This is a genomic window from Bacillus sp. BD59S (assembly GCF_007363175.1).
Taxonomy (GTDB): Bacteria; Bacillota; Bacilli; order Bacillales; family Bacillaceae_G; genus Bacillus_A; species Bacillus_A pacificus.
This window is the reverse complement of record NZ_CP034686.1, coordinates 3,114,582-3,137,030: the sequence shown is the minus strand read 5'-3', so window position 1 is coordinate 3,137,030 and position 22,449 is coordinate 3,114,582. Positions and strand designations below refer to the sequence as shown.

The window sequence follows — 22,449 nt, the reverse complement described above, 5'->3', positions numbered from 1 at the left end:
GAATATAAAGAAAAAGGAAACCGATACAGCTTGTGCGTATGCAGTGCATTTTGGTCTGGGTCACAGTCTTTTAACGTGCTCGAACTACAGGAGGAGTAAGCATATTCCCGATGGATCCATTTCTATACTTCCATTATCTGGGGAAATCCCCCGGTATCCAAGACTAAATTTTACCCATACATCATTTTTTTGATGTAGCTCTTGAAGATAAAAACTATTTAATTTTCAAGGAACAGTTATTAACTTAAAACTTATTATACGAGGAGGGTGTATCATGAAAAAAATATGCTTTGTATTAATTGTCGACGCTGGTATAAATTATGGTTCAATATTTTCTCTACCATTTTTAAGGAATCAGGATGATTTGAAGGAATATTTTTCTAAGTATTATGATGTTTCGATTAATTATATTAGGGATAAAAACTCAGTTGACTATTTGGTAGTTCCCAAACCGTGTCCACCTTTTGATAATGAAAATAATCTTCCAATAATTGAAGTACCAGCAATCTTATTTATGGAAAAGGATTTTGAAAAAATAAAGACTTATATAGACAATTATTTTTCTAATAACTCATAAAGAAAATAAAAGTACAGTAAAAAGAAGTCCGATAAAAAACGAGTGGTGAAGATTCAATGAATAAGGCACAAGCAACATTAGTAAATTACTAGCACCAACTAGATTTAGCTTCTTATTAGGGAGATGGTACCACTTCGTCTTCAGATGGGATGCGCATGCAAATTGGGGTTTCATCTTTACATGCAGACGCAAATCTACATTACGGAACAGGTAAAGGTGCTACCATTTATCCCACTTTAATGGGCAGTAAGACCCCCACCTCAAGATTCAGCGAAAGCAAAGAAGTTAGGTGGGGGATCAACTGCCCATAAAAGTCCGATTGGTTCAACTAATAATCAGTGGGGGATGAAGAAAACCCCCACTGATTAAAGTTTCACTTTATACAAAAGTGATTAATACGAATGCTAGGGATGCCGTTCATGTCATTGATGGTTCACTACATCACGAAACAGATTTACATATTGAAGAGCATTATACTGATACAGCTGGATATACAGATCAAGTATTCGGTCTTAATCATTTGCTAGGGTATCGCTTTGCCCCAAGATTAAGAGATATTTTGGACTCGAAACTTTACACATTTGAAAAGCCTGAACAATATCCTGATATGGAGAAATTGTTACGCGGAAGGATTCATAAAAAAGTCATTCAAGAGAATTACGATGATGTGTTAAGGTTAGCACATTCCGTTCGGGAAGGAACAGCGTCTGCGTCTCTTATTATGGGGAAGATTGGTTCTTATTCTAGGCAGAATAGTCTTGCAAAAGCGATAAGAGAAATGGGACGAGTTGAAAAAACTTTATTTATTTTAGACTATATTTCTAGTGAAACGTTACGTCGGCGCATTCAAAAGGGATTAAATAAAGGAGAAGCAATGAATGCCTTAGCAAGAGCTATTTTCTTTGGAAAACATGGTGAACTTCGAGAGCGTGCACTGCAAGACCAATTACAGCGAGCCAGTGCATTAAATCTTATTATAAATGCAATTAGCATTTGGAATACCGTATATTTATCCCGAGCGATTGAGCATATGATGGAAGTAGGAAAACATCAGGAGTCTTTACTTGCCCATATTTCACCTTTAGGTTGGGCGCATATAAATTTCTTAGGTCAATATAAATTCGATATTAACAGTTCCCATTCTATTCGATCATTACGCCCCCTTAGAACATAAATGAAGCCCTTGATTTTCTGCTTAGCGTAGACAAATCAAGGGTTTTTCTTTCAACATCTTTTTTACGCGTTATAGCCGAATAATTTTAAATCTTCTCCTGAGCCCGAAATGATCTTTTCGAACTGCAATCCTACTTTTTCTAAAAGCTTTCCTGAATTGATGTTATCTATAGTAGTAATTGCTACAATTCGTTTCAGACCTAGTTTTTGTACTCCGTATTCGATTACAGCAGAAGCTGACTCGTAGCCATATCCTTTCGAACGGAATTTCTCTAAAAAGGCAAATCCGATATCAACATGTTCTAATGACTCCCTTTTAATAAGACCGCACATACCGAGTGGAGTGAGATCTTCTTTTCGTTCTACTAAGTAAAGACCAAAGCCCATTTTATTATACATATCGACGGGTCCGTTTAAGATGTATTTTTTTGCATCTTCTAAGTTTTTAATCCTTTTATCACCGATATACTGAATCCATGCAGGATCGTTTACTAACTCGAGAATAAACGGAGCGTCTTTTATATCAAGCCAACGAAGAGTGAGTCGTTCAGTTTCAAGAACTATCAATCTATTGCACCACCTTTAAAAGTTATAACAATTAGTATGGATTGCGAAATACAAAAGTGCAACATATTTTAATGGAGCTTTGTTTGTTCACATAAAGTTCGTTTGTTTTGTATAAAAGGATATTTTATAATTAGATTTGATTGTAAAGAGTGAGATGCTTATACAATGACTCCTAGGTGACTAGGAGTTTTTACTATATAACTATCATTATTACTAAATATGACACACTACATATTCTACTCAAGGAGGTATATAATGAAGAAATTATATAATGCATCGTTTACGTATTTGATTATTGGTTTATTATCCGGGATTTTCGCTAGGGAGTATGGTAAGTATAAAGGGATTTTAGGATCCACTTTGTTAAATCTTTTGCATACCCATACACTTGTACTTGGCTTTTTCTTCTTTTTAATTGCTTTAGGATTAGCAAAAGTATTCGCGTTTCATGAAGCGAAAAGTTTTAATAAGTGGTTTGTTGTACATAATATCGCATTAATATTAATGTTAGGCTCATTGGCAGCAAGAGGGCTTCTTCAGTTAAATGGAGCGGATTTTAAAGGGTTAACTTATATTGTTGGTTTTTCTCATTCGTTGATGGCAGTTACTTTAATTTGGTTTATGTTGTTAATAAAGAAGTCGTTTAAAATATAGTTTTATAGAAAAGAACTTGCAGCAATTGCTGCAAGTTCTTTTCGTTTATTCGACAGTAGGAAACGAATTTCGTATATGGAAAACTTGAATTATTTAATTTTTCGGATTATTATGTATGAAACACTTAACATATTTTGTAATTCTAATTTATAGAAAGTAGGAGAATGTACGATGGAGATAACAGTAGAGCGTTTAGTAAATGAATTAAAGGGTGTACTTCCTGGCGATCGAGTAGTTGTGAATACGACAGTAAGAGAGTTACATAGTAAAGATGAATCTTATCATGCTAGTAGTTTACCTGATGTAGTAGTTTTTCCGAAAACGACCGAAGAAGTTAGCGCGATAATGAAAGTAGCGAGTCAGCACGGAACAGCTGTCGTTCCGTTTGGAGTAGGGTCCAGTTTAGAGGGGCACGTAATTCCTTATGAAAAAGGGATTACAGTTGATTTTTCATTAATGAACAAAATTCTTGAAATAAGAGAGAAAGATTTTCTAGTGAGAGTACAACCAGGAGTGACTCGCTCTCAGCTTAATAAAGAATTGAAAAAGTATGGATTGTTTTTTAGTGTGGATCCAGGAGCAGATGCAACGTTAGGTGGAATGGCTGCTACAAATGCAAGTGGAACGACAGCGGTTAAGTATGGGGTAATGCGTGATCAAGTTCGTGATTTAGAAGTCGTTCTTGCTGATGGAGAAGTAATACATACCGGGAATTTAGCAGCAAAGTCGTCATCAGGTTATCATTTAAATGGTATTTTCGTAGGTTCAGAAGGGACGCTTGGATGTTTTACGGAATTAACTGTAAAAGTATACGGTATACCAGAGCATGTTATGGCCGCAAGAGCATCGTTTCCGACTATAAATGATGCAGTAGAAGCTGTTATTAACATATTACAAGCGGGTATTCCGATTGCGAGAATTGAACTCGTTGATGAACTATCTATGAAACAAGTCAATCATTATAGTGAAACAAGTTACAGAGAAGAGCCTACGCTGTTTTTAGAGTTTCACGGTAATGAAGCAGGGCTAAAGCAAGATATTGAGTTTACGAAAGAAATTGTTTTTGATCATAAATGTAAAGAAGTTGCGTTTGAGACGGAGACAGCAGCGAGAAATAAACTGTGGGATGCAAGACATAACTTAGCGTACTCTTATGTGCATAGTTATCCTGGTAAAAAATTAATGAGTACAGACGTATGTTTACCAATTTCAGAATTGGCTGGGGCAATTCAACATGCGAAAGAGACATTAGATAAGGTTGGTCTTGTTGGTGGTATTCTTGGTCATGTAGGAGATGGGAATTTCCATGTGCTTTTAATGGTTGATCCTAATGATAAAGAAGAAGTGGAAAAGGCAGACGAAATAAATGAAAGTATCGTTTTATATGCTCTTAAACGAGGGGGAACGTGTACGGGAGAACATGGCGTTGGAATCGGAAAGCGGAAGTATCAAGAAGAAGAACATGGGGCGGCATTACTCGTAATGGAAAAAATAAAGAAAGCTCTTGATCCGCAAAATATTTTGAATCCGAATAAAGTTTTTCAGTTAAAGGATAGGGGATGATGGGGTGAAAGTACTAGAAGCGATAAGTAATATAGCTGGAAAATATTTTGCATTTTGGGTTATTTGTATTGCAGCTATTGCATATTTTATTCCTACTCCATTTCTGGGGTTAACTAGTTACATAACGATTTTACTTGGGGTTGTCATGTTTGGGATGGGATTAACATTGAAAGCTGTTGATTTCAAAATCATAGCTACAAAACCATTACCAGTTATTATCGGTGTATGTGCTCAGTTCATTATTATGCCACTTGTCGCATACGTACTAGCCTACGTTATGAATCTGCCAGCCGAATTAGCAGCTGGCTTAGTGTTGCTCGGTTCAGTACCGGGTGGCACTGCATCAAATGTTATGGTTTATTTAGCAAAAGGGAACTTAGCGTTGTCTATTGCAATGACGTCATTATCAACGTTACTAGCACCAATTGCTACACCTCTTATTTTATTATTACTTGCAGGACAATGGATGCCAGTGAATGCTATGTCCATGTTTCTTTCTATCGTACAAGTCATTATCATACCGATTATTCTAGGATTAGTAGTGAAGAAGTTTTTCCCTAAAACTGTTACGAAGGGAATGACCGTTATCCCTTTCATATCAGTTTTAGCAATTATTATTATTGTTTCTGCAGTTGTTTCAGCGAATGTAAGTAGCATTACTTCTTCAGGCCTTCTTATCTTAATTGCCGTTATGCTTCATAATGCTTTTGGTTTTTTACTCGGATATATAACAGCATTCATACTTAGACTAGACGAAGGGACAAGAAGGGCTATTTCAATAGAAGTAGGAATGCAAAATTCAGGTTTAGGTGTTGCGCTAGCAACTGCACATTTTGGAGCAGCTGCCGCACTCCCAAGTGTATTAGCTGCAGTATGGCATAACATTGCAGGACCAGTATTAGCAACCATCTGGTCAAAAAATGCAAAGGATACTTTTGGTAATGAAAATATATCGGTAATTATAGAAAAATAGGAGAGCAATTTGTAGTTGGAATTGAGGAATGAAAAAGAATGCAAAAACTCATTGTACATTTTGAAGGCTTAGTTGTATTCGTAGCTGCGATTTATATGTATTCATTAAATGAATTTAGTTGGATTATATTTTTGATATTCCTATTAGCGCCAGATTTATCTATGTTAGCGTATGGGATCAATAATCATGTTGGGGCTAACATTTATAATTTATTTCACACATATATCATATCGATATTAATTGTTATCATTGGTGTTTATTTTAAGATAGATACCGTTATTATGATTGGCCTAATATGGACAGCACATATCGGAATGGATCGAATGTTTGGATATGGGTTGAAATATGAGACGGATTTTAAGGATACCCATATTCAAAGATTATAATTGCTTTTGAGGAGAGGGATACGTTGAAACAGAGAATTACTATCGAAGAATATAACATCAAATGGGAAAGTGAGTTTAATAAGCTACAAACTCTCATTAACGATGTAATGGAAGACAGCATTTTATCCATTGAACATGTTGGGAGTACATCTATTAAAGGGCTTGCAGCAAAACCAATATTAGATATTGATATTGTAATGGAAGATTATAAATTTTTTCCAGAAGTAGTAACAAAGCTTGAAGCAATAGGATACTATCATCAGGCAGAATGGAGTTGCAAAGGGAGAGAGGCGTTTGGCAGAAAGGACGCTTTTGTTCCGTGGGACGGAGAAAATACAGATTGGATGGAACATCATTTGTATGTGTGTGATAAAGAAAGTGAAGAGTTAAGAAGACATATAGCGTTTCGTGATTACCTTCGTGAACATGACGGTGTTGCTGTTGAATATGGACATTTAAAGGAAGAGTTAGCAAGAGAATCAAAAAGTAGAACGAGCTATAGTGAAGGTAAGACGAAATTTATTACAAATATATTAGAAGAAATAAACTAAGGTGGCATGGAATACATGCTGCTTATTTTTTTGAAGTAGAACGCTGCCATTATAAAACAAATACAAACTGGCCCTGTTGAATGCTACGAGATTTAAATATAATGAGAAATAAAAGACCGGAAAAGAGGGAGATTATGTACATACCAAAATACTTTGCAATACAAGATGAAGAGATGAAGTACGAAATAATTGAACAAAATAGCTTTGCGACATTATTTTCTCAACATAATGGGGAACCCTATGCAACGCATTTACCATTATTGCTAAATAGAGAAAAACTCACGTTACATGGTCACTTCGCACGTCCGAATGACCAGTGGAAAGATAGTGGGAATCAACAAGTACTTGCTATATTTCAAGGGCCACATAGTTATATTTCACCGTCATGGTATGAAACAAACAATGCGGTGCCAACATGGAATTACGTTGCGGTGCATGTATATGGTGAATTAGAAATTGTTGAAGATGAACAGGAATTAATAGACTCTCTTCAAAAATTAGTACATAAATATGAAGATTCAAAGAGCACGTACTCATTAGACGATGTAGATCCGAATTATATGGCAGGATTAAGTAAGGGAATAGTTGGGTTCAAAATAAAGATAAATAAAATAGAAGGAAAAGCGAAGTTGAGTCAAAATCATTCTGTGGAAAGAAGAAAATTAGTTGTGGAGAAGCTTGAGAAGGTTGGTAGTGAGGGGAGTAAGGGGATTGCGGAATTGATGAAAGAAACAAAATGAGTTTGGTAAAATAAAGGTGATTTACTAATTTTGTAGAAATATATTTTACTTGCAAGAAAAATGCCTCGGTAGCTCTAGAAGGGAAGAGCGCCGGAAAACATGTCGCACCGGGTCGCAAGGCGAAGGTTTCAGAAGCACCGAAAAGCAAATAAGCTGAGACAGGTGGAATTCCTGTCGGTGAAATTCCGTAGGGAAGCGTGTTCGAATCCCGTCGGAGGCATATGGAAACCTCTGTATGAAGAAGTATTCGATTACATCTAAATAAGCGCATTAAAAAAAGACCCTCTTAAATGAAGGTCTTTCGTTCTTTAAAGTGTTTTTTCAGCTGTGGTTGAGTTGTAGTCTTTACTTACGTCAACAGATTGAACAAAATCAGGTCTTTGTGGTGCAGGGAGATCGGCGTGACTTGCTTGATATGTAAAAGAACTATTTATCCCAATAGAAATAATACCGATAACAGACAGTCCTAGAACGACAGAACTAATTTTTTTAATCATTTTAGAGCTCCTTTCTCAAACGTTTTTTCTTTTGCTTGTAACGCTTTATGAAAATACTCACTCGCTTTCACATGATTATTTTCATCATAAAATTTAGTTGCTAATTTCTCTGAATATTCTTGAGTGTAGTTATATAAAGATTCTTTGTCGAAATACGTAATTCCTTCAAGAATAATCTTTTCTAGATCTTCAGTTGTCTCATTATTGTTAAGGGAATTTAAAATTTTAAAATGAAGTATATATTCAATATTGTTTAGTTCTGTACAAACTCCCAATCCTTTTTTAATAAATTCTTCAGCAATGTTTATTTCACCAAGTTTATAATGCTCTCTGGCTTGTAAAAAGAGTGCTTTAAAGTGTGTAGGCACTTTGGTTGTTACCTCTGATAAATGTCGAATCGCTAGAGAAGACAGGTTTTGACTTGCATAGAGCCAACCTAGATTATTGCGAACGCTTAATACTAAATCCTTTTCGTTTAGTTTTTGTAAAATTGAAAGAGCAGAATTGAACTTTTCCTCTGCTTGTTCATATTGTTTTAGGAATACACATGAGGAACCTATTATATTGTCGCAAAGTGCTAACTTTATCTCAAATCCATTTTCAGTCATGAAGATGTTTCTGGCTTTTGTTGCTTGCTGAATTGCATCAATCGGTTTATAAAAATGTTGATTAAAGATAGCGAATCGGTAATTATACTCAGCTTCCTCTAGTTTATCTGAAACATTAACTAATAGCTTTTCAGCATTTTCGTAATGTTCACTTGCTAAATTATAATTTGTTGTTAAAGTAGCATGAATCGCTTTAAATAAATGATAGTAGTAAGAAAGTTGGTGATTAGGTGAAATCGCGTAAGAATCTATTTTATTAAAACTGTCTTTTGTGATGCTTAAACCATCAGTTAAAACTTTGAAACGAAAATCTAGTAGAGAATAGTATAATGCTAAGTTTTCATCTTCTTCAAAGTTTAGTTCTTTTTCCTCAATTTCATGCTTTAAGTTTGTTGCCTGGGACACATCTTGTTTTAGCATAGCTAAATACCAATCATTAAATAATTTTGTGATTTGTTCATTACCTTGTAGTTGAACGTTCATGAAATCCCCTCGCTTTTTTGAATATTCTTATAAAATATAGTATCAAAAATAACAATATTTAGAAATACGATTTTTATTTCTCAATATTTGTTTAACAAACTTTTCAGTAAGCCGATTGGAATAGTATTAATTTGTTTTGGAGTAAAGAAAAGGTGTCGGGGGAGGGGGCATTTTAAATTTCTAGTTGAGAGGTGAAAATATAAAAAAGGGTGCGTTCACACAATTTGTATGAACACACCTTTTTACAGATTAAACAATCAAGTCCCACAAAAAGTACGATAAGGACGATTCGTAGGCGCAGGCGGAACGCAGTATTCTTCTTGATCTGTGGAATAAGCATAAGGATTTGCTAGAGCTTCAAGGAGTTTCTCCATTACGCTATAGTCGCCATTTGTGACAGCTGCTTCTAATGCTTCTTCTACACGGTGGTTCCTAGGGATGATGGATGGGTTATTATTTTTCATCATTTCGTAGGCATTTTCTTTCAATTCTTCTTGTTTTTCTAATCGAGATTGCCACAGTTTGTACCATTCTTTAAATTCAGGGCTATCGAATAGAGGCGTATTTTCTAACGTATCAAGAGTTAATGAACGGAATGTATTTGTGTAATCCGCTTTATATTTCTCCATCATTTTTAAAAGTTGCTCAATAAGTGAATGATCTTGTTCTTCGTTGCTAAATAGTCCTAATTTCTTTTTCATTCCAAGGAACCACAGGTTTTCATACTGTACGCTAAATTTTGAAATTTCGTCTTGAGCAATTTTTAATGCTTCTTCTTCATCTTCGTGCAGAATTGGTATTAAAGATTCTGCTAATCGCGCGAGGTCCCATGCGGCCATATATGGTTGATTTCCATATGCGTAGCGGCCTTGTGTATCAATAGAGCTAAATACAGTTCCTTGGTCGTAATGATCCATAAATGCACAAGGGCCGTAATCAATCGTTTCACCGCTAATCGTTATATTGTCAGTATTCATTACACCGTGAATAAATCCAACAAGTTGCCATTTAGCGATGAGGCTTGCTTGTTTTTTGATGACTTCTTGTAGCAATGCAGTATATCGGTTTTCATGACCTTCAATTTCTGGGTAATGTCTTTTTATTGTATAGTCAGCTAGCGATTGAAGATCCTCGATTGAGCCGCGAGCTGCAGCATATTGAAATGTGCCGACGCGTATATGGCTGCTTGCGACTCTAGTTAAAATAGCTCCAGGTAACTTTGTTTCACGATAGGTTGGTTCACCAGTTGTGACAACTGCTAAACTGCGGGTAGTTGGGATATCAAGTGCATACATTGCTTCGCTAATAATATATTCACGTAGCATCGGACCGAGTGCGGCACGACCATCACCGCGGCGTGAATAAGGAGTAGGGCCAGAACCTTTCAGCTGAATGTCAAAACGTTTACCTGAAGGAGTAATTTGTTCACCAATTAAAAGAGCACGACCGTCGCCTAACATATTAAAATGTCCAAATTGATGACCAGCATATGCTTGCGCTAATGGATGAGCTCCTTCTGGTAGTGCATTACCGGCGAAAATCGCAATTTCAGTTTCTTTCTTCAGTTCTTCCGGATTAAAGCCAAGAGATATCGCAAGTGAATGGTTTAGTTTAACTAACTCCGGTGAACTTACGGGAGTAGGGGGGATTTCTGTATAAAATGAATGTGGCAAAGTAGCATAACTATTGTCTAAATTCCAACCTGCTTCATTATTTTTAGTCATTTTATCTCCTCCTTGTTTATTTTTTATTATGTATTTGTACGTATGTATTCTTTGTAAAATTAGCTAAAAGTATAATATGATATTTCCCCTTGCAATCTATTGTAAGGACTTCACTGCACTATGTCTATTTAACAGCAAATATAAACCCTCCATTTTAAGAAAATGGAGGGTTTATTATTATTTCATTTTTACAATTATTTTTCCTTTTGCTCTTCCAGCCTCTGAATATTCCATTGCTTTTTGAGCATCTTCAAAAGGGAAAACGCGATCGATTACCGGTTTGATTTTGCCAGCTTCAATATAGTTTGCAATAGTGCGTAATTGATCGCCGCTTGGCTTCATAAATAAAAATGAATATTGCGCATTATGCTTTTTTTCAAGTGCAGTAAGTTTTTTGCTTGCTAATGAAAATAAGAGAGTTTTGAAAAATCCTGAACCGAATTCTTTACCGAATCGAGCATTCGGCATACCTGAAACGGAAACAATGTTGCCACCGCTTTTTATAATGTTGAATGATTTTTCAAGTGTTGTACCGCCAATTGTATCAAATACTGCATCATAATTTGTTAGTATTTCTTCAAATTTTTCTGTTTTGTAATTAATAATTTCATCTGCACCAAGTGACTTTACTAAATTCGCACCAGTTTCACTAGCAGTCGTTGTAACAGTAGCACCCATTATTTTTGCTAACTGAATTGCGAAAGTACCAACACCACCAGATCCAGCGTGAATTAAAATCTTTTGACCTTTTTGTAAGTGCATGATGTCATGCAAAGCTTGATAGGATGTTAAGCCAACGAGTGGAATTGAAGCAGCTTCCTCAAAACTTAAATTTTTCGGTTTTAAGGCTATATCATCTTCATGAATGGCTATATATTCCGCGAAAGTACCAATCTTATTTTTTCTTGGACGAGCATATATTTCATCACCGACTTTAAAACGAGTTACTTTTGATCCAACCTTCGTAATGACACCGGAAAAGTCATTCCCAAGGATTAGCGGCATTTCATATTTCAGTAACATTTTTACCTTTCCATCGCGTATTTTAAAATCAATTGGATTAATACTAGCTGCATGAATTTCTACGAGCACTTCATACTCATTTATTTCAGGAGTAGGTACCTCGGCCATACGCATTGGGACTTTTCCGTACTTATCAATTATCATCGCTTTCATTTCTTATACCTCCAAATTTCAATAAAGTGAAACTTTAATCAGTGGGGGGGTTCTTCATCCCCCACTGATTATCAGCCCTCACCAATCGGACCTTTATGGGCAGTTGATCCCCTATCTAAATTCTTTGCTTTCGCTGAATTTTGAGGTGGGGTCTTACTGCCCGTTAAAGTGGGATAAAAGTTGTGCAATAGCTTTTCAATATCTAATACAAGATTTTTTAATAAACTTAATTTTGTACGTATATCAATATAATAAAAGTTTTTTGTACCTTCTTTTCGCATTAAAATAATACCGGCTTCCCGTAAAATCCTTAGGTGATGTGATACCGCTGGCCGAGAAAGGTGTGTTTGTTTCGTAATTTCTCCTACACGTAATCCGGTTTGACATTCCGTTTCCATGAGAACTAACAAAATAGCTTGACGTGTTTCATCGCCAATTGCCAATAATACTTTTTGAGAATCAATAAAATCTTTTTTTATAACATTTAATTGTTCTTGTTTATTCATTTCAATCACTTTACCTCCAAAAAATTAGTCAAAAGGTTTAAGATGATGAACCATTACATCGATACGGTAATGCTACATGATTGTTGTATGAACTGCAATATTGGGAAAGAAAATCGAGACGAATGAATTTTTTATGTTGAAAATGATAAGGGGGTAGAAAAGAATTACATATTAGAATGGATAAAGTTTTAAAGTAGAAAATGATTTAATACTACGTTGTTTCCAGGTGAGGATAGTTAAGCCATTGAACAAAAAATTAAGCGGTCGTAACCCTGGATAATTTTTAGGGTTACGACCGCTTATCATGTTTTTATTATTTTAAAGTGAGTTGTTTCGTTTTACTCTTTCATACATACATAATACAAGCAGATTATAGATGTATGAAAAAGTAAAAATAATTTGGGGCGTAATCTATCTATATGATAATTTAAAATGAAATATAAGTCTATATCTTTGTTGTTTTTTTGATTATATTTATATCACTGAGCTCAGAACAATGATGTGGAGGATAAATATATGAAATCGAATGATGTACCAGTTTTAATTGTTGGAGGGGGATTATCAGGGTTAGCATCTGCGTTATTTCTTGCAAAACATAACATTGAGTACTTACTTATTGAAAGGCATCCGTCTACTGCCATTCATCCGAAAGCAGGCGGTCTTACTTTACGTACAATGGAGTTATTTCGAGAATTAGGTTTGGAACAAAGAATTAAATTGGCAGGTAAAGCATTAGAGAACTGCCGAGGAAGAATAGTAGTTCATACAATAGCTAAGGCGAATAAAGAAGAATTGGAACAAATGAGAGCGACGCAATACGGAAACGATGAAGAGTTACTTCAAAAAATAGAAAAGATTAGTCCATCAAAACAAACTGCGTGTTATCAAATAATTTTAGAAGAGATGATGTTACAAGAAGTGAAAACGCTAGGCGGGCAACTATCTTTTTATCATGAATTAGTTTCATTTGAACAAAATGAAAACGGGGTAAAAGCAACGATTCGAAATCGTGAAACAGAAAAAGAAAGTGTCATACATTGTGACTATGTAATTGCAGCAGATGGAGCACAAAGTAAAATACGTAAGCAATTAGGGATTACAACTGAGGGTCGTGGAACCATTGGCGGTTATTATATGAATATTTATTTTGAAGCGGATTTAAGCGAATTTATACAAGGAGATGCATTTGGTTTTACTATGGTACTTCATCCGGAAGTTCTTGGTGCACTCATTCCAGTCGATAATGAAAGAAGATGGATTTACCATGTATCCTATGATCCATTAAAAGGAGAGAGACCAGAGGATTTCACTATAGAACGTTGTAAACAAATTATTCAAACCGCAATTGGAAGTACAAATATTGAGTCAGAAATAGTAAGTGTTTTACCGTGGGAAGCGACTGAAAGTACTGCTACAAAATTTCAAGATAATCGCGTTTTTTTAGTTGGTGATTCTGCACATATTATGCCGCCAACTGGAGGGTTTGGTTCCAATACAGGAATACAAGATGCGCACAATCTAGCTTGGAAATTAGGGGCTGTTATAAAAGGCAAGGCAAAACCAAAATTGTTAGAAACATATCATGAAGAGAGATACCCTGTTGCAAAATTAACGACAGCTTATGCAAGTAGTTTACTGTTTCGTGCTGCGAAGAGAGAGGAAGGCAGTTTGAATAATATGGATGGTTTAGCTGTTACAGTTGGATATCAGTATTGTTCAGAGGCGATTATAGATGACTCAGTCACTCCACATAGAATGGATAGCGTAGAGTTGAACGGGAGACCTGGAACGCGAGCGCCGCACTTTTGGGGGATGTATAAAGGGAAAGAAGCTTCTATATTAGACGTATTTGGTAACAATTTTGTATTACTTACTGGAGTAGACAATAGCTCTTGGGCTGAAGCTGTATTTGATGTTTCATCTAAATTAGGAATAAATATAAAAGTTTACAGCGTTGGTTTAAGGGGAGACTTTATTACTCAAGAAAATGTTTTTTGTGAATTATATGGAATAGAGAATGAAGGAGTTGTACTAATTAGACCAGATGGCTTTATTGGATGGCGTTCGGAACAAGAAGTGGTAAATCCAGCGGTAATGCTGGAAGAGGTAATGAGAAATGTATTATGTGATTTTTAAGTAACTACGGAAATACTTTCTTATATGTCTCACTTTACTGAAAAAATAATATTCACAAATTTTAATAGGTTTGGTATGATTAATTTCGACAAGTTAATCGAGGCCGGAGATATGTGAGATAAGCCATAAATTTATTTAGGGATACAGAAGTGTCCTCTAAATAAATTATGGTTTTTTTTATTGGAAGAATCGCACACAATAGGGAAGTTACATGTGGAAAGGAGAGATATAGAAAATAAATAGTTTTCTATATTAATAACATAGGGAAAGTATATTTGTAAGACTGAAATTTTAATATAAGCTTATAAAAATAATGAAAATATATCTTCTATTTCGTGTGAATCTCATTAACTTGTTGAAATTTACAACGTAGGAAGGGTTAGAAGGATGAGAAAGATTATTAGCGTTTTAGTTATTTTCTTTATGATGGGAAGTATCTTTGCTGGGGGAGCTGTTCATGCGAAAGCAGAAGGAAAGCATGAAGGGAATACGAATAAGTTTTTAAATATTGCACATCGCGGAGCAAGTGGACATGCACCTGAGCATACTTTTGCTTCTTATGATCTTGTGAAAAAAATGAAAGCGGATTATTTGGAGTTAGATATTCAGTTAACTAAGGACGGCCAGTTGATTGCAATGCATGATACAGCCGTTGATCGAACTACAAATGGTACAGGGGAAGTACGAGATAAAACATTAAGTGAAATAAAGAGTTTAGATGCAGGATCGTGGTTCAATAAAGCTTATCCAGAAAAGGCTAAGCAAGAGTATGTTGGTCAAAAAGTTCCGACTCTTGAAGAAATCTTCCAAAAGTACGGAAGAAGCATGAAGTATTACATTGAAACAAAATCACCAGATGTGTATCCAGGAATGGAAGAGAAATTATTAGCTTTATTAGAAAAATATAATTTAATAGGTCAAAACATGTCTTCTAGCCGTGTTATGATTCAGTCATTTAGTAAAGATAGTTTAACAAAGATTCATAGTATGAATAAAAATATTCCGTTAGTTCAACTGCTTTGGTATTATCCAAATGAAAACAATGAGATTGTTGAATGGTCTGGCATTACACATGAACCGAAAAGTGTAACAAATGAAGATTTTCAAGAAATTAAAAAGTATGCAGTTGGTATTGGACCAAACTTACGTAATGATAACGGAGAACTAATTATTGATGAGTCATATATGAAAATGGCTAGAAATAATGGACTGCTAATTCATCCTTATACAATTAATGAGAAACCAGATATGAGATTGTTAATAAAATGGGGTGCTACAGGAATGTTTACAAATTACCCTGATCGATTACATAGTGTACTAAAAGAAAAATAAGTGAGATAGGAGAAAAGGTATACCGACGTTTTAGTATACCTTTTTCTATTATGCTAGATTATAGTAGTAGGATACATATTCTTCTAAACCTTGAACTTCTTTTTCCGGTGGTTCAATGCCACCTTTTCTACCGTAGCAAACATTTCTCAAGTATTCTCCAAAAATCATAGAGCGGCTTTCCTCATTTTCCATCCAATTATATCTATTAATTGTAAACTTACCATCGAAACTTGTATCAAATGTATAGGGGATACAAGTAATAGTTTTAGGTAAATGTTTTTTTAATACTCGATATTGCCGACCAGCGCCTAAACTTTTGCAAACAAATAGTAGCTGATTAATCTTTGTGAAATCAAAAATCTTTTTCGCTTCCATTACATTCGCGATAGAATGGAGGGAGTTTTTCTCGAATAGGATAGCATCTTTTGGTACGCCATGTTCCATTAATTTAGTTACAATTACTTCTGCATCTGACAAATCCCCGTAATTCCAGCTCGGATGTTTCATGCCATGCAAACTAGTACCACCTGTAACGATAATTTGATTTCCTAAACCTTGTCGATAAGCTTCTAGAGGAGCTTGCCAATTGCCGGGATGAGAACCGCCGAAAACGAAAATAGCATCACATTTTTGTGTTGTTATTTCTTTTAGAAAAACGATTTCTGTAATTTGATCGATTTGTTTTTTCGTAAGAGTAGGGACATCAGGATATTTAGGTATTACCATGTGAAAACCTCCTATATAGTAAATAATAAATTCATTATATAGCGATTTTATTAAGTGAAAAAAGGGAAGCTTTTCATTTCAAAGTACCCCTTTTAAGATAACTCTCCAATAAACCAAATCTCTTTTTTATCGATTGCATCTTCATCATAAATGACTTCTTGAAAGTGTAAAATTTGGGCAGTAGGACAAATTGAAATTCCCCATGTTTTCCAAAAATCAATTTCATTTGAAAGAGAAATCCATTTTTGAAATTCATTATTTCTATTGAAAAAGTTATGAAAATAGTCATCGTTTTTGAATACGATAATTTGCGATTCCCATAAATTCTCTATAGAAATTAAAGTAACAACTCGATATGTATGTGTATCACTCGGTTTTATTTTTATTAAATGATTCACTCGATCTATTAAGGTTTGGATACATAATCGTTTTACTTTTTTAGGTGTTTTATGAGACTCGATAAAAGTTTGAGAAACGGGTAAAGGCATATACCAATATTCATCGTTATAGAAAGTAGAAGGGAATATTTTTGTATGTTCCTCAATGCGTTTAATCATAGTGTTTGTTTTTCGTTTTATCCCACGTATTTTCTTTTCATGCATTGTGAGTCATCTCCATAAATTTTTGTAATGCAGCTGAGCGAAATATGTCTTTTCTAGTAATGAAAGTAGTAGGAACCTTTTTGAAGCTATTTGGTAAAGGGTTGAATGATACGTCATGTTCATGTCCCTTTAAAATTGATTTCATCATAATCGCTACGCCCATACTTGATTTTACACATGCAAGTATAGCTTCGATTGTCCCGAATTCTAAAACTCGTTTAGGTGAGATGTCTTCTTCTTGAAGCCAGTCTTCTAATAAACCCCTATAATAGCACCCGTGACTAAAAGCGAGTAAATTCATATCTTCTATGTCTTTAAGAGAGGATAAAGGTTTTTTACTAATGAGAACCAATTCTTCTTCATGAAATACAGTTGTATGGAGTTCAGTATGCTGAGTAGAGCCAGCTATAAACGCTCCGTCTAGTTTTCGCTCTAATACAAGCTTAATTAGTTGTTCAGTCGTATTTGTTTCCAAAATCAATTCGACTTCTGGGTACCTCTCATAGTAGGCCGTTAATATAGAGGGAAGCCTTACCGCAGTTGTAGATTCTGTACATCCGATTGTCAAAGTGCCTTTAGGATCAGTTCCATTACTTTGAACCGCTTTTATAGATTGATCCATTAAGTGGATAATTTGTTTGGCGTACGTTAATAAAATCTCACCGTTAGAAGTTAAAGTTACACCTTTTCCGTTACGGTAAAATAAAGGCACGCCTAATTCATTTTCTAGTTGTTTCATACGCATTGTTACGCCTGATTGCACGTAGTTCAAATTTTTCGCTGCGTGAGAAATATTATTTTCCTTCGCGACCTCGTAAAATACAGTTAAATCTTTTATGTCCACGTATCATCCCTCCGGAAAGGTATCAATTTTTTTGATGGATTATATGATGAATCTTTATTTTATATGATATCAGAACTTTCATACAATGGAAGAGGATGGAGGGATTATTGTGTTAATGCAAGAAAGGATGAACAGTACTTATAAGTGGGTGATGTTAATTGTTGCGACGCTTGCTCAAACAACAGCGACACTTATAACATATGGTGTCGGGGTTTTCGCTTTATTTTGGAAAGAAGAATATGCGCTTACGAATATGGAGAGTGGATTGTTAGTAAGTGTTGTAAATGTTGGGCCGTTATTTTGTATGCTTTTTGTCGGTCGGCTACTTGATCAATATAATGAAAAAATATTAATTTCTATCAGTTCATTTTTGCTAGGGAGTTCGCTTTTATTGACTAATATAGTAAGTGGATTTAATGGGTTATTATTTGTACTTTTATTAATGGGCATGTTTTATAGTGTTTCCCAGCCAGGAGGAAGTAAAGTGATTTTAAAATGGTTCCCAAAAGAAAATCGTGGGTTAGCGATGGGAATAAGGCAAGCTGGTATACCGATTGGTGGCGCGTTAGCGGGAGTGCTAATCCCGTTTCTAACAATACAATATAATATGACTTACGCGATAAATAGTATTGCATGCATTTGTATTATGGGAGGGCTATTATTTTTTGTGTTTTATAAAGAGCCATGTGTTCAGGCGGAAGCAAGGAAAGAACATATTAAAGTTTCTTTTTGGACACACCTAAAAGTAGTGATATGCAAAAAAGAGTTGTATCCAATTTATATGACGGGTATTTGCATGATTTCATTACAAATGGTGTTAGTTGGACACTTCATGAAATTTTTAGTAAGGGAACAATCTATTACATCTATTGTAGCTGGAACAGTATTTTCAGTTATGTTCTTTTCTGGAATGATTGGTCGTGTTGTATTAGCAGCTATTAGTGATGTGTTTTATAAGGGAAATCGGCGCATACCTTTATTTATAACTGTCTGTGCTTCTATCGGATTGGTTCTATTGTTAGTAATGAGTATACATATAATAACGAGTGGAGTATTGTATGGTGTAAGTGCATTGTTAGGATTCTTTTCAATTGGATGGTTTAGTCTTTTTATAGCCGAAGTTGCTGAATTGGCAAGTGAAGAATCTGTAGGAATAACAGTGAGTTTAGCGCTTACATTAAATCAAATTGCGATTATTATTGCACCTGTTTTATTTGGTTATATTGTGGACGCGAAAGGGTATACGTATGCATGGTTGTGTATAGTGGCATTACTAAGTATTTCGGCAGTGAGTTTATCCCGCAATTTGCCAGGCAGCCAGTAAAAGCCGGATTGGGGTGGGCTAATAATCAGTGGGGGACGGACAAAACACCATTGATTAAAGTTTCACTTTATATAGTAAAAATAAAAGAAAGTTAGCAATGTAAATTTTTTATGAAGAAAGTCTAAAGAAATGCCGAATGAGCGACATTTCTTTTTTTATATGTTGTATAATTAAAACGTAAATGAGATTTATTTTCAATTGCGTTCGTTTCCTCTTTTGAAATTGCCTGTTACTTTAGCCATAATGAGTTGTTTTTCTGTATCGTTATGTGCATGATTTATTTTGTATAAAATTTTTTTAGCGTCATTTTAATTTAATATCATAATCTGTTTTCCGTAATATTAAATTAAAACTATGTTGTTTTTTGTTACTCTGTAATGAAACATCCTATCATTTAAGCGATTGCGTTTGTCAGTATTTTTCATCGTAACAACTCCGTTTCTTATCGTGTGTAACAAATGTTACATAAGATGTTGAAATTATAGTAGGGTGCATCCGATTGTAAGGTGGAAATTTTGCAAGAAAGAAATACAATAGAGAGTAGCCAAAAACTGAATATGAGAAAAAGGAATCTAGTTCATTTAGGTGAATAATAGGTAGTATTATAAAATATTTGAAAATTAAAAGATATAGAACAGAATGGATGTACGTTAAGTGAAACTATATAAAAGAGGGTTCCTATTATGTTAAAGAAATGGTTAATCGTTTTCTTTATTTTTGCTATTTTTTGTGGGAGTGTCGTTGCACTCATACATGCAAATAAAGGTAAGAAATATGATATAAAGGCATTTTCTAATGTAAATAGTAAGCAAAAGGACGATATGCAAGAAGTTAATGCGACTGAGAAAAAACGCTATGAAGCTGTAGCTGGAAAACTAGATCAATATTTAAAAGATAAAGGGTTTAATGGGAGCGTTCTTGTAGCTAGTAAAGATCATGTGATTTTACAAAAAGGTTATGGATATGCGAATGTGAAAGATAAAGTAGTAACAACGCCAAGAACGAAATATCGTATTGGTTCTATTACGAAAACGGTCGTTGCAATATCTATTATGCAGCTAAAAGAAAAAGGAAAATTAAACATTGAAGACAATGTAAATAAGTATATTCCATCGTTTCCAGCAGATAAAAACATTACGTTACGAAATCTATTAACACACACATCTGGCTTGCCAGATCAAGGACAAGGTAGGGTGGATGCGGGGTCACGTTTAAAGTTAGTAACATGGATTGGAGCGCAAAAATTGCAATTTCCTGCAGGGACAGGCTGGAAATATACAGACTATAATTATATGGTGCTTGCATATATTGTAGAAAAAATTACGAATAAACCGCTCGCTGAATACGTCAAAGAAAATATTTTTACTTCTGCTGGCATGCATGAATCTGGAATGGGGGCGACTCTCCCAGAAGATATTTTTTTAGCAGAAGGTTATACGAGAAAAGATAATGAATTAATAGCTGCACCCCGCTTAAAAATGAACTGGTTGTATGGGTGTGGTGAAATGTATACGACTGTTGAAGATATGAAAAGATTAGATGAGGCAATAATGGATGGAAAACTGTTATCTAAACAAAGTGTATTAGATATGTTTACGGCATCACCTGCAAGAAAATATGGATTTAGTTTCTATACGTATCCAGATTATTATCATAACCACGGCGTATTGGCAGGTTGGAATACTTTTAATAATTTTAACTGGGATAAAAAAACGTTTGTCATATTATTCTCTAATGTCCAAAATGGTATGAATGATGCATTTAATCAAGAGTTTAGGAAAATGGCGAGTGATTTAATAGAAGCAAAATAATGATTTTTAAATCGGTATTGATATGAATTTATCAATACCGATTTTTTTTGAATGTTCAACGAAGAAGTAACTGTGAAGGGGGAATAGTAGAATAATTTTATTTAGGAAGTTAAATGATATGGATGTTAAATATAGGAAAGTTACTGTGTGAATTTCATCTATTCGTAATGAATTTATGCGGAAGATTAATTGGTAAATTTTACATCGATAAAAAAGCTTGAGCTTAACACTATGTGAAGCTTTACATTATTGGAGACAAGAACAGGAGGTTTATAAAATGAAAAAAATAGTAAAGTTTTGCTTAATGGCTACATTATCTACAACGATTATTAGTGGATGCTCTTTTGAGGGGAACAATGAAAATGCTAAAGGGAAAGGGAATGAAAAAGTAGAGGTACAGAAAACCGTCGGGAAATATACGATGCCAGATGAAAAAGATAAACATGAAGGTACATGGCTACAATGGCCTCATGAATACACATATGGTGAAGAGTATAAGCAGGAAGTTGAACCGATTTGGGTTAAGATGGCAAGTGCTTTAACTGAGGGGGAAAAAGTCCATATTGTTGCATACGATGAGGAGGAGAAAGAGCGAATCAATAAACTTTTAATAGATAAAGGACTGAATATGGATAAAATTGATTTCTTTATCGCTCCTACTGATGATGTATGGGCACGAGATAGTGGACCGATTTTTGTTTATGACAATAATAAAAATTTAAAAATATTAGATCCAGCATTTAATGGGTGGGGTAAGAAAACGCCGTACAAAAATGATGCTCGTATACGTGAAAATGTGAGTAAACAAGCAGGGATTGAAAGAATTGATTGGGGGAAGTTTGTCCTTGAAGGTGGCGCAATTGAATTAGATAGCAATGGGACTGCTTTATTAACTCGAAGTGCGGTAACGAATAAAAATAGAAATCCTGATTTATCAGAAAAGGAAATTGAAAAATATATAAGTGACCTTGGGGTATCAAACTTTATTTGGTTAGATGGAGTGCCGAATTTAGATATTACTGATTTTCATATTGATGGGTTTGCTAAATTCCATAATAAATCTACCATTGTAACGATGAAAGAAGATGACCTTGCTGAATGGGGTCTATCTAATAAAGATATGGCTACATTATTAGATGCAAAAAATGCTGTAGGAAAGAAATATAAGTATGAATACTTACCGCTTAGTAAAGAAAAAGTTGTATTAGAAAATGGAAAAACTCTCGATTATAAAGGGTCATATATCAATTATTATATTGGGAATACAGTGGTATTGGTGCCTAATTATAATGATCCAAATGATAAAATCGCAAACGATACGATTCAGAAATTATACCCAGATCGTAAAGTAGTTGGTATTGATGTGAGAGAGCTTTATAAAAATGGCGGTATGATTCATTGTGTTACACAGCAACAACCGATTGCATTGAAGTAATGGATTGGAATTACGTTGTGCTGCTATATAGACAAAATAGGTGAAAGATTATCTTTTCCTA

The 22,449-nt window shown here is 34.7% G+C and carries 20 protein-coding genes and 3 pseudogenes; 13 read left to right on the top strand and 10 right to left on the bottom strand.

From position 1 onward, the window contains the following. Positions 1–274: 274 nt before the first annotated feature. Both EKQ63_RS18310 and EKQ63_RS18300 read left to right on the top strand, forming a co-directional pair. Complete coding sequence (locus tag EKQ63_RS18310; RefSeq protein ID WP_000717614.1) at positions 275–577, top strand: hypothetical protein; 303 nt, start codon at positions 275–277, stop codon at positions 575–577. A gap of 47 nt (positions 578–624) precedes the next feature. Then, a pseudogene (locus EKQ63_RS18300) lies at positions 625–1,751 on the top strand (transposase); the annotation flags it as partial. 62 nt (positions 1,752–1,813) lie between these two features. Here the strand turns inward: EKQ63_RS18300 and EKQ63_RS18295 are convergent. After that, positions 1,814–2,317, bottom strand: a complete 504-nt coding sequence (locus EKQ63_RS18295) for a GNAT family N-acetyltransferase (RefSeq protein WP_087954719.1) — start codon at positions 2,315–2,317, stop codon at positions 1,814–1,816. A 255-nt stretch (positions 2,318–2,572) separates the two neighbouring features. Here EKQ63_RS18295 and EKQ63_RS18290 point away from each other — a divergent pair, with 255 nt between their 5' ends. From EKQ63_RS18290 to EKQ63_RS18265, 6 genes are all read left to right on the top strand, one after another. Beyond that, positions 2,573–2,971, top strand: coding sequence for a DUF2871 family protein (locus tag EKQ63_RS18290; RefSeq protein ID WP_087954720.1), 399 nt, complete (start codon positions 2,573–2,575; stop codon positions 2,969–2,971). Between the two features lie 171 nt (positions 2,972–3,142). Continuing rightward, positions 3,143–4,534 carry an FAD-binding oxidoreductase gene (locus EKQ63_RS18285; protein WP_143881385.1) on the top strand — a complete coding sequence of 464 codons (1,392 nt, stop codon included), beginning with the start codon at positions 3,143–3,145 and terminating at the stop codon, positions 4,532–4,534. A gap of 4 nt (positions 4,535–4,538) precedes the next feature. Further along, complete coding sequence (locus EKQ63_RS18280; RefSeq protein ID WP_087954722.1) at positions 4,539–5,507, top strand: bile acid:sodium symporter family protein; 969 nt, start codon at positions 4,539–4,541, stop codon at positions 5,505–5,507. 38 nt (positions 5,508–5,545) lie between these two features. Beyond that, positions 5,546–5,893, top strand: a complete 348-nt coding sequence (locus EKQ63_RS18275) for a DUF4260 domain-containing protein (RefSeq protein ID WP_071722738.1) — start codon at positions 5,546–5,548, stop codon at positions 5,891–5,893. A gap of 23 nt (positions 5,894–5,916) precedes the next feature. Continuing rightward, positions 5,917–6,444 (top strand): GrpB family protein, encoded by a 528-nt coding sequence (locus EKQ63_RS18270; protein WP_071722740.1) that lies wholly within the window; start codon positions 5,917–5,919, stop codon positions 6,442–6,444. A gap of 134 nt (positions 6,445–6,578) precedes the next feature. After that, on the top strand, positions 6,579–7,184 hold the full coding sequence (locus EKQ63_RS18265) for an FMN-binding negative transcriptional regulator (protein ID WP_087954724.1): 606 nt from the start codon (positions 6,579–6,581) through the stop codon (positions 7,182–7,184). Positions 7,185–7,492: 308 nt separating this feature from the next. Here EKQ63_RS18265 and EKQ63_RS18260 read toward each other — a convergent pair whose 3' ends face one another. The 5 genes and pseudogenes from EKQ63_RS18260 to EKQ63_RS18240 form a co-directional block, all read right to left on the bottom strand. Further along, entirely contained in the window at positions 7,493–7,681 is a 189-nt protein-coding gene (locus EKQ63_RS18260) for a Phr family secreted Rap phosphatase inhibitor (RefSeq protein ID WP_000592021.1), read from the bottom strand. After that, a complete protein-coding gene (locus EKQ63_RS18255; protein WP_001102715.1) occupies positions 7,678–8,772 on the bottom strand; it encodes a Rap family tetratricopeptide repeat protein in 1,095 nt (364 codons plus the stop codon). The genes EKQ63_RS18260 and EKQ63_RS18255 overlap by 4 nt, the downstream gene beginning before the upstream one ends. Positions 8,773–9,029: 257 nt before the next feature. Continuing rightward, positions 9,030–10,496 carry a protein adenylyltransferase SelO gene (locus EKQ63_RS18250; protein ID WP_143881384.1) on the bottom strand — a complete coding sequence of 489 codons (1,467 nt, stop codon included), beginning with the start codon at positions 10,494–10,496 and terminating at the stop codon, positions 9,030–9,032. Between the two features lie 177 nt (positions 10,497–10,673). Then, positions 10,674–11,672: an NADP-dependent oxidoreductase gene (locus EKQ63_RS18245; RefSeq protein ID WP_143881383.1), complete on the bottom strand. Its 999-nt coding sequence runs from the start codon at positions 11,670–11,672 to the stop codon at positions 10,674–10,676. Between the two features lie 173 nt (positions 11,673–11,845). Beyond that, positions 11,846–12,187 (bottom strand): annotated as a pseudogene (locus tag EKQ63_RS18240) (ArsR/SmtB family transcription factor); the annotation flags it as partial. A gap of 507 nt (positions 12,188–12,694) precedes the next feature. Between EKQ63_RS18240 and EKQ63_RS18235 the strand changes: the two are divergent. After that, a complete protein-coding gene (locus tag EKQ63_RS18235; RefSeq protein ID WP_143881382.1) occupies positions 12,695–14,314 on the top strand; it encodes an FAD-dependent oxidoreductase in 1,620 nt (539 codons plus the stop codon). A 387-nt stretch (positions 14,315–14,701) separates the two neighbouring features. Then, entirely contained in the window at positions 14,702–15,646 is a 945-nt protein-coding gene (locus tag EKQ63_RS18230) for a glycerophosphodiester phosphodiesterase (protein WP_087954729.1), read from the top strand. A gap of 48 nt (positions 15,647–15,694) precedes the next feature. Here EKQ63_RS18230 and EKQ63_RS18225 read toward each other — a convergent pair whose 3' ends face one another. The 3 genes from EKQ63_RS18225 to EKQ63_RS18215 form a co-directional block, all read right to left on the bottom strand. After that, positions 15,695–16,372, bottom strand: coding sequence for a YdcF family protein (locus tag EKQ63_RS18225; protein WP_143881381.1), 678 nt, complete (start codon positions 16,370–16,372; stop codon positions 15,695–15,697). Positions 16,373–16,464: 92 nt separating this feature from the next. Continuing rightward, entirely contained in the window at positions 16,465–16,974 is a 510-nt protein-coding gene (locus EKQ63_RS18220; protein ID WP_087954731.1) for a DUF3916 domain-containing protein, read from the bottom strand. Beyond that, positions 16,967–17,818, bottom strand: a complete 852-nt coding sequence (locus tag EKQ63_RS18215; RefSeq protein WP_143881380.1) for a LysR family transcriptional regulator — start codon at positions 17,816–17,818, stop codon at positions 16,967–16,969. Before EKQ63_RS18215 ends, EKQ63_RS18220 begins: the two co-directional genes overlap by 8 nt. Positions 17,819–17,903: 85 nt before the next feature. On the opposite strand from EKQ63_RS18215, the gene EKQ63_RS18210 reads away from it, so the two are divergent. Next, complete coding sequence (locus EKQ63_RS18210) at positions 17,904–19,142, top strand: MFS transporter (protein ID WP_143881379.1); 1,239 nt, start codon at positions 17,904–17,906, stop codon at positions 19,140–19,142. A gap of 194 nt (positions 19,143–19,336) precedes the next feature. Here EKQ63_RS18210 and EKQ63_RS30330 read toward each other — a convergent pair. Then, positions 19,337–19,567: pseudogene (locus EKQ63_RS30330) on the bottom strand (hypothetical protein). A gap of 258 nt (positions 19,568–19,825) precedes the next feature. On the opposite strand from EKQ63_RS30330, the gene EKQ63_RS18200 reads away from it, so the two are divergent. Further along, on the top strand, positions 19,826–20,953 hold the full coding sequence (locus tag EKQ63_RS18200) for a serine hydrolase domain-containing protein (protein WP_087954733.1): 1,128 nt from the start codon (positions 19,826–19,828) through the stop codon (positions 20,951–20,953). A gap of 277 nt (positions 20,954–21,230) precedes the next feature. Beyond that, positions 21,231–22,388, top strand: a complete 1,158-nt coding sequence (locus EKQ63_RS18195; RefSeq protein ID WP_143881378.1) for an agmatine deiminase family protein — start codon at positions 21,231–21,233, stop codon at positions 22,386–22,388. Positions 22,389–22,449 lie beyond the last annotated feature (61 nt).

Excerpts from the sequence above, each read along its gene's own strand:
- EKQ63_RS18310 (WP_000717614.1), top strand. The coding sequence starts at position 275 with ATGAAAAAAATATGCTTTGTATTAATTGTCGACGCTGGTATAAATTAT.
- EKQ63_RS18290 (WP_087954720.1), top strand. The coding sequence starts at position 2,573 with ATGAAGAAATTATATAATGCATCGTTTACGTATTTGATTATTGGTTTA.
- EKQ63_RS18285 (WP_143881385.1), top strand. The coding sequence starts at position 3,143 with ATGGAGATAACAGTAGAGCGTTTAGTAAATGAATTAAAGGGTGTACTT.
- EKQ63_RS18275 (WP_071722738.1), top strand. The coding sequence starts at position 5,546 with ATGCAAAAACTCATTGTACATTTTGAAGGCTTAGTTGTATTCGTAGCT.
- EKQ63_RS18265 (WP_087954724.1), top strand. The coding sequence starts at position 6,579 with ATGTACATACCAAAATACTTTGCAATACAAGATGAAGAGATGAAGTAC.
- EKQ63_RS18260 (WP_000592021.1), bottom strand. The coding sequence starts at position 7,681 with ATGATTAAAAAAATTAGTTCTGTCGTTCTAGGACTGTCTGTTATCGGT.
- EKQ63_RS18255 (WP_001102715.1), bottom strand. The coding sequence starts at position 8,772 with ATGAACGTTCAACTACAAGGTAATGAACAAATCACAAAATTATTTAAT.
- EKQ63_RS18250 (WP_143881384.1), bottom strand. The coding sequence starts at position 10,496 with ATGACTAAAAATAATGAAGCAGGTTGGAATTTAGACAATAGTTATGCT.
- EKQ63_RS18245 (WP_143881383.1), bottom strand. The coding sequence starts at position 11,672 with ATGAAAGCGATGATAATTGATAAGTACGGAAAAGTCCCAATGCGTATG.
- EKQ63_RS18235 (WP_143881382.1), top strand. The coding sequence starts at position 12,695 with ATGAAATCGAATGATGTACCAGTTTTAATTGTTGGAGGGGGATTATCA.
- EKQ63_RS18230 (WP_087954729.1), top strand. The coding sequence starts at position 14,702 with ATGAGAAAGATTATTAGCGTTTTAGTTATTTTCTTTATGATGGGAAGT.
- EKQ63_RS18225 (WP_143881381.1), bottom strand. The coding sequence starts at position 16,372 with ATGGTAATACCTAAATATCCTGATGTCCCTACTCTTACGAAAAAACAA.
- EKQ63_RS18220 (WP_087954731.1), bottom strand. The coding sequence starts at position 16,974 with ATGCATGAAAAGAAAATACGTGGGATAAAACGAAAAACAAACACTATG.
- EKQ63_RS18210 (WP_143881379.1), top strand. The coding sequence starts at position 17,904 with ATGGAAGAGGATGGAGGGATTATTGTGTTAATGCAAGAAAGGATGAAC.
- EKQ63_RS18200 (WP_087954733.1), top strand. The coding sequence starts at position 19,826 with ATGTTAAAGAAATGGTTAATCGTTTTCTTTATTTTTGCTATTTTTTGT.
- EKQ63_RS18195 (WP_143881378.1), top strand. The coding sequence starts at position 21,231 with ATGAAAAAAATAGTAAAGTTTTGCTTAATGGCTACATTATCTACAACG.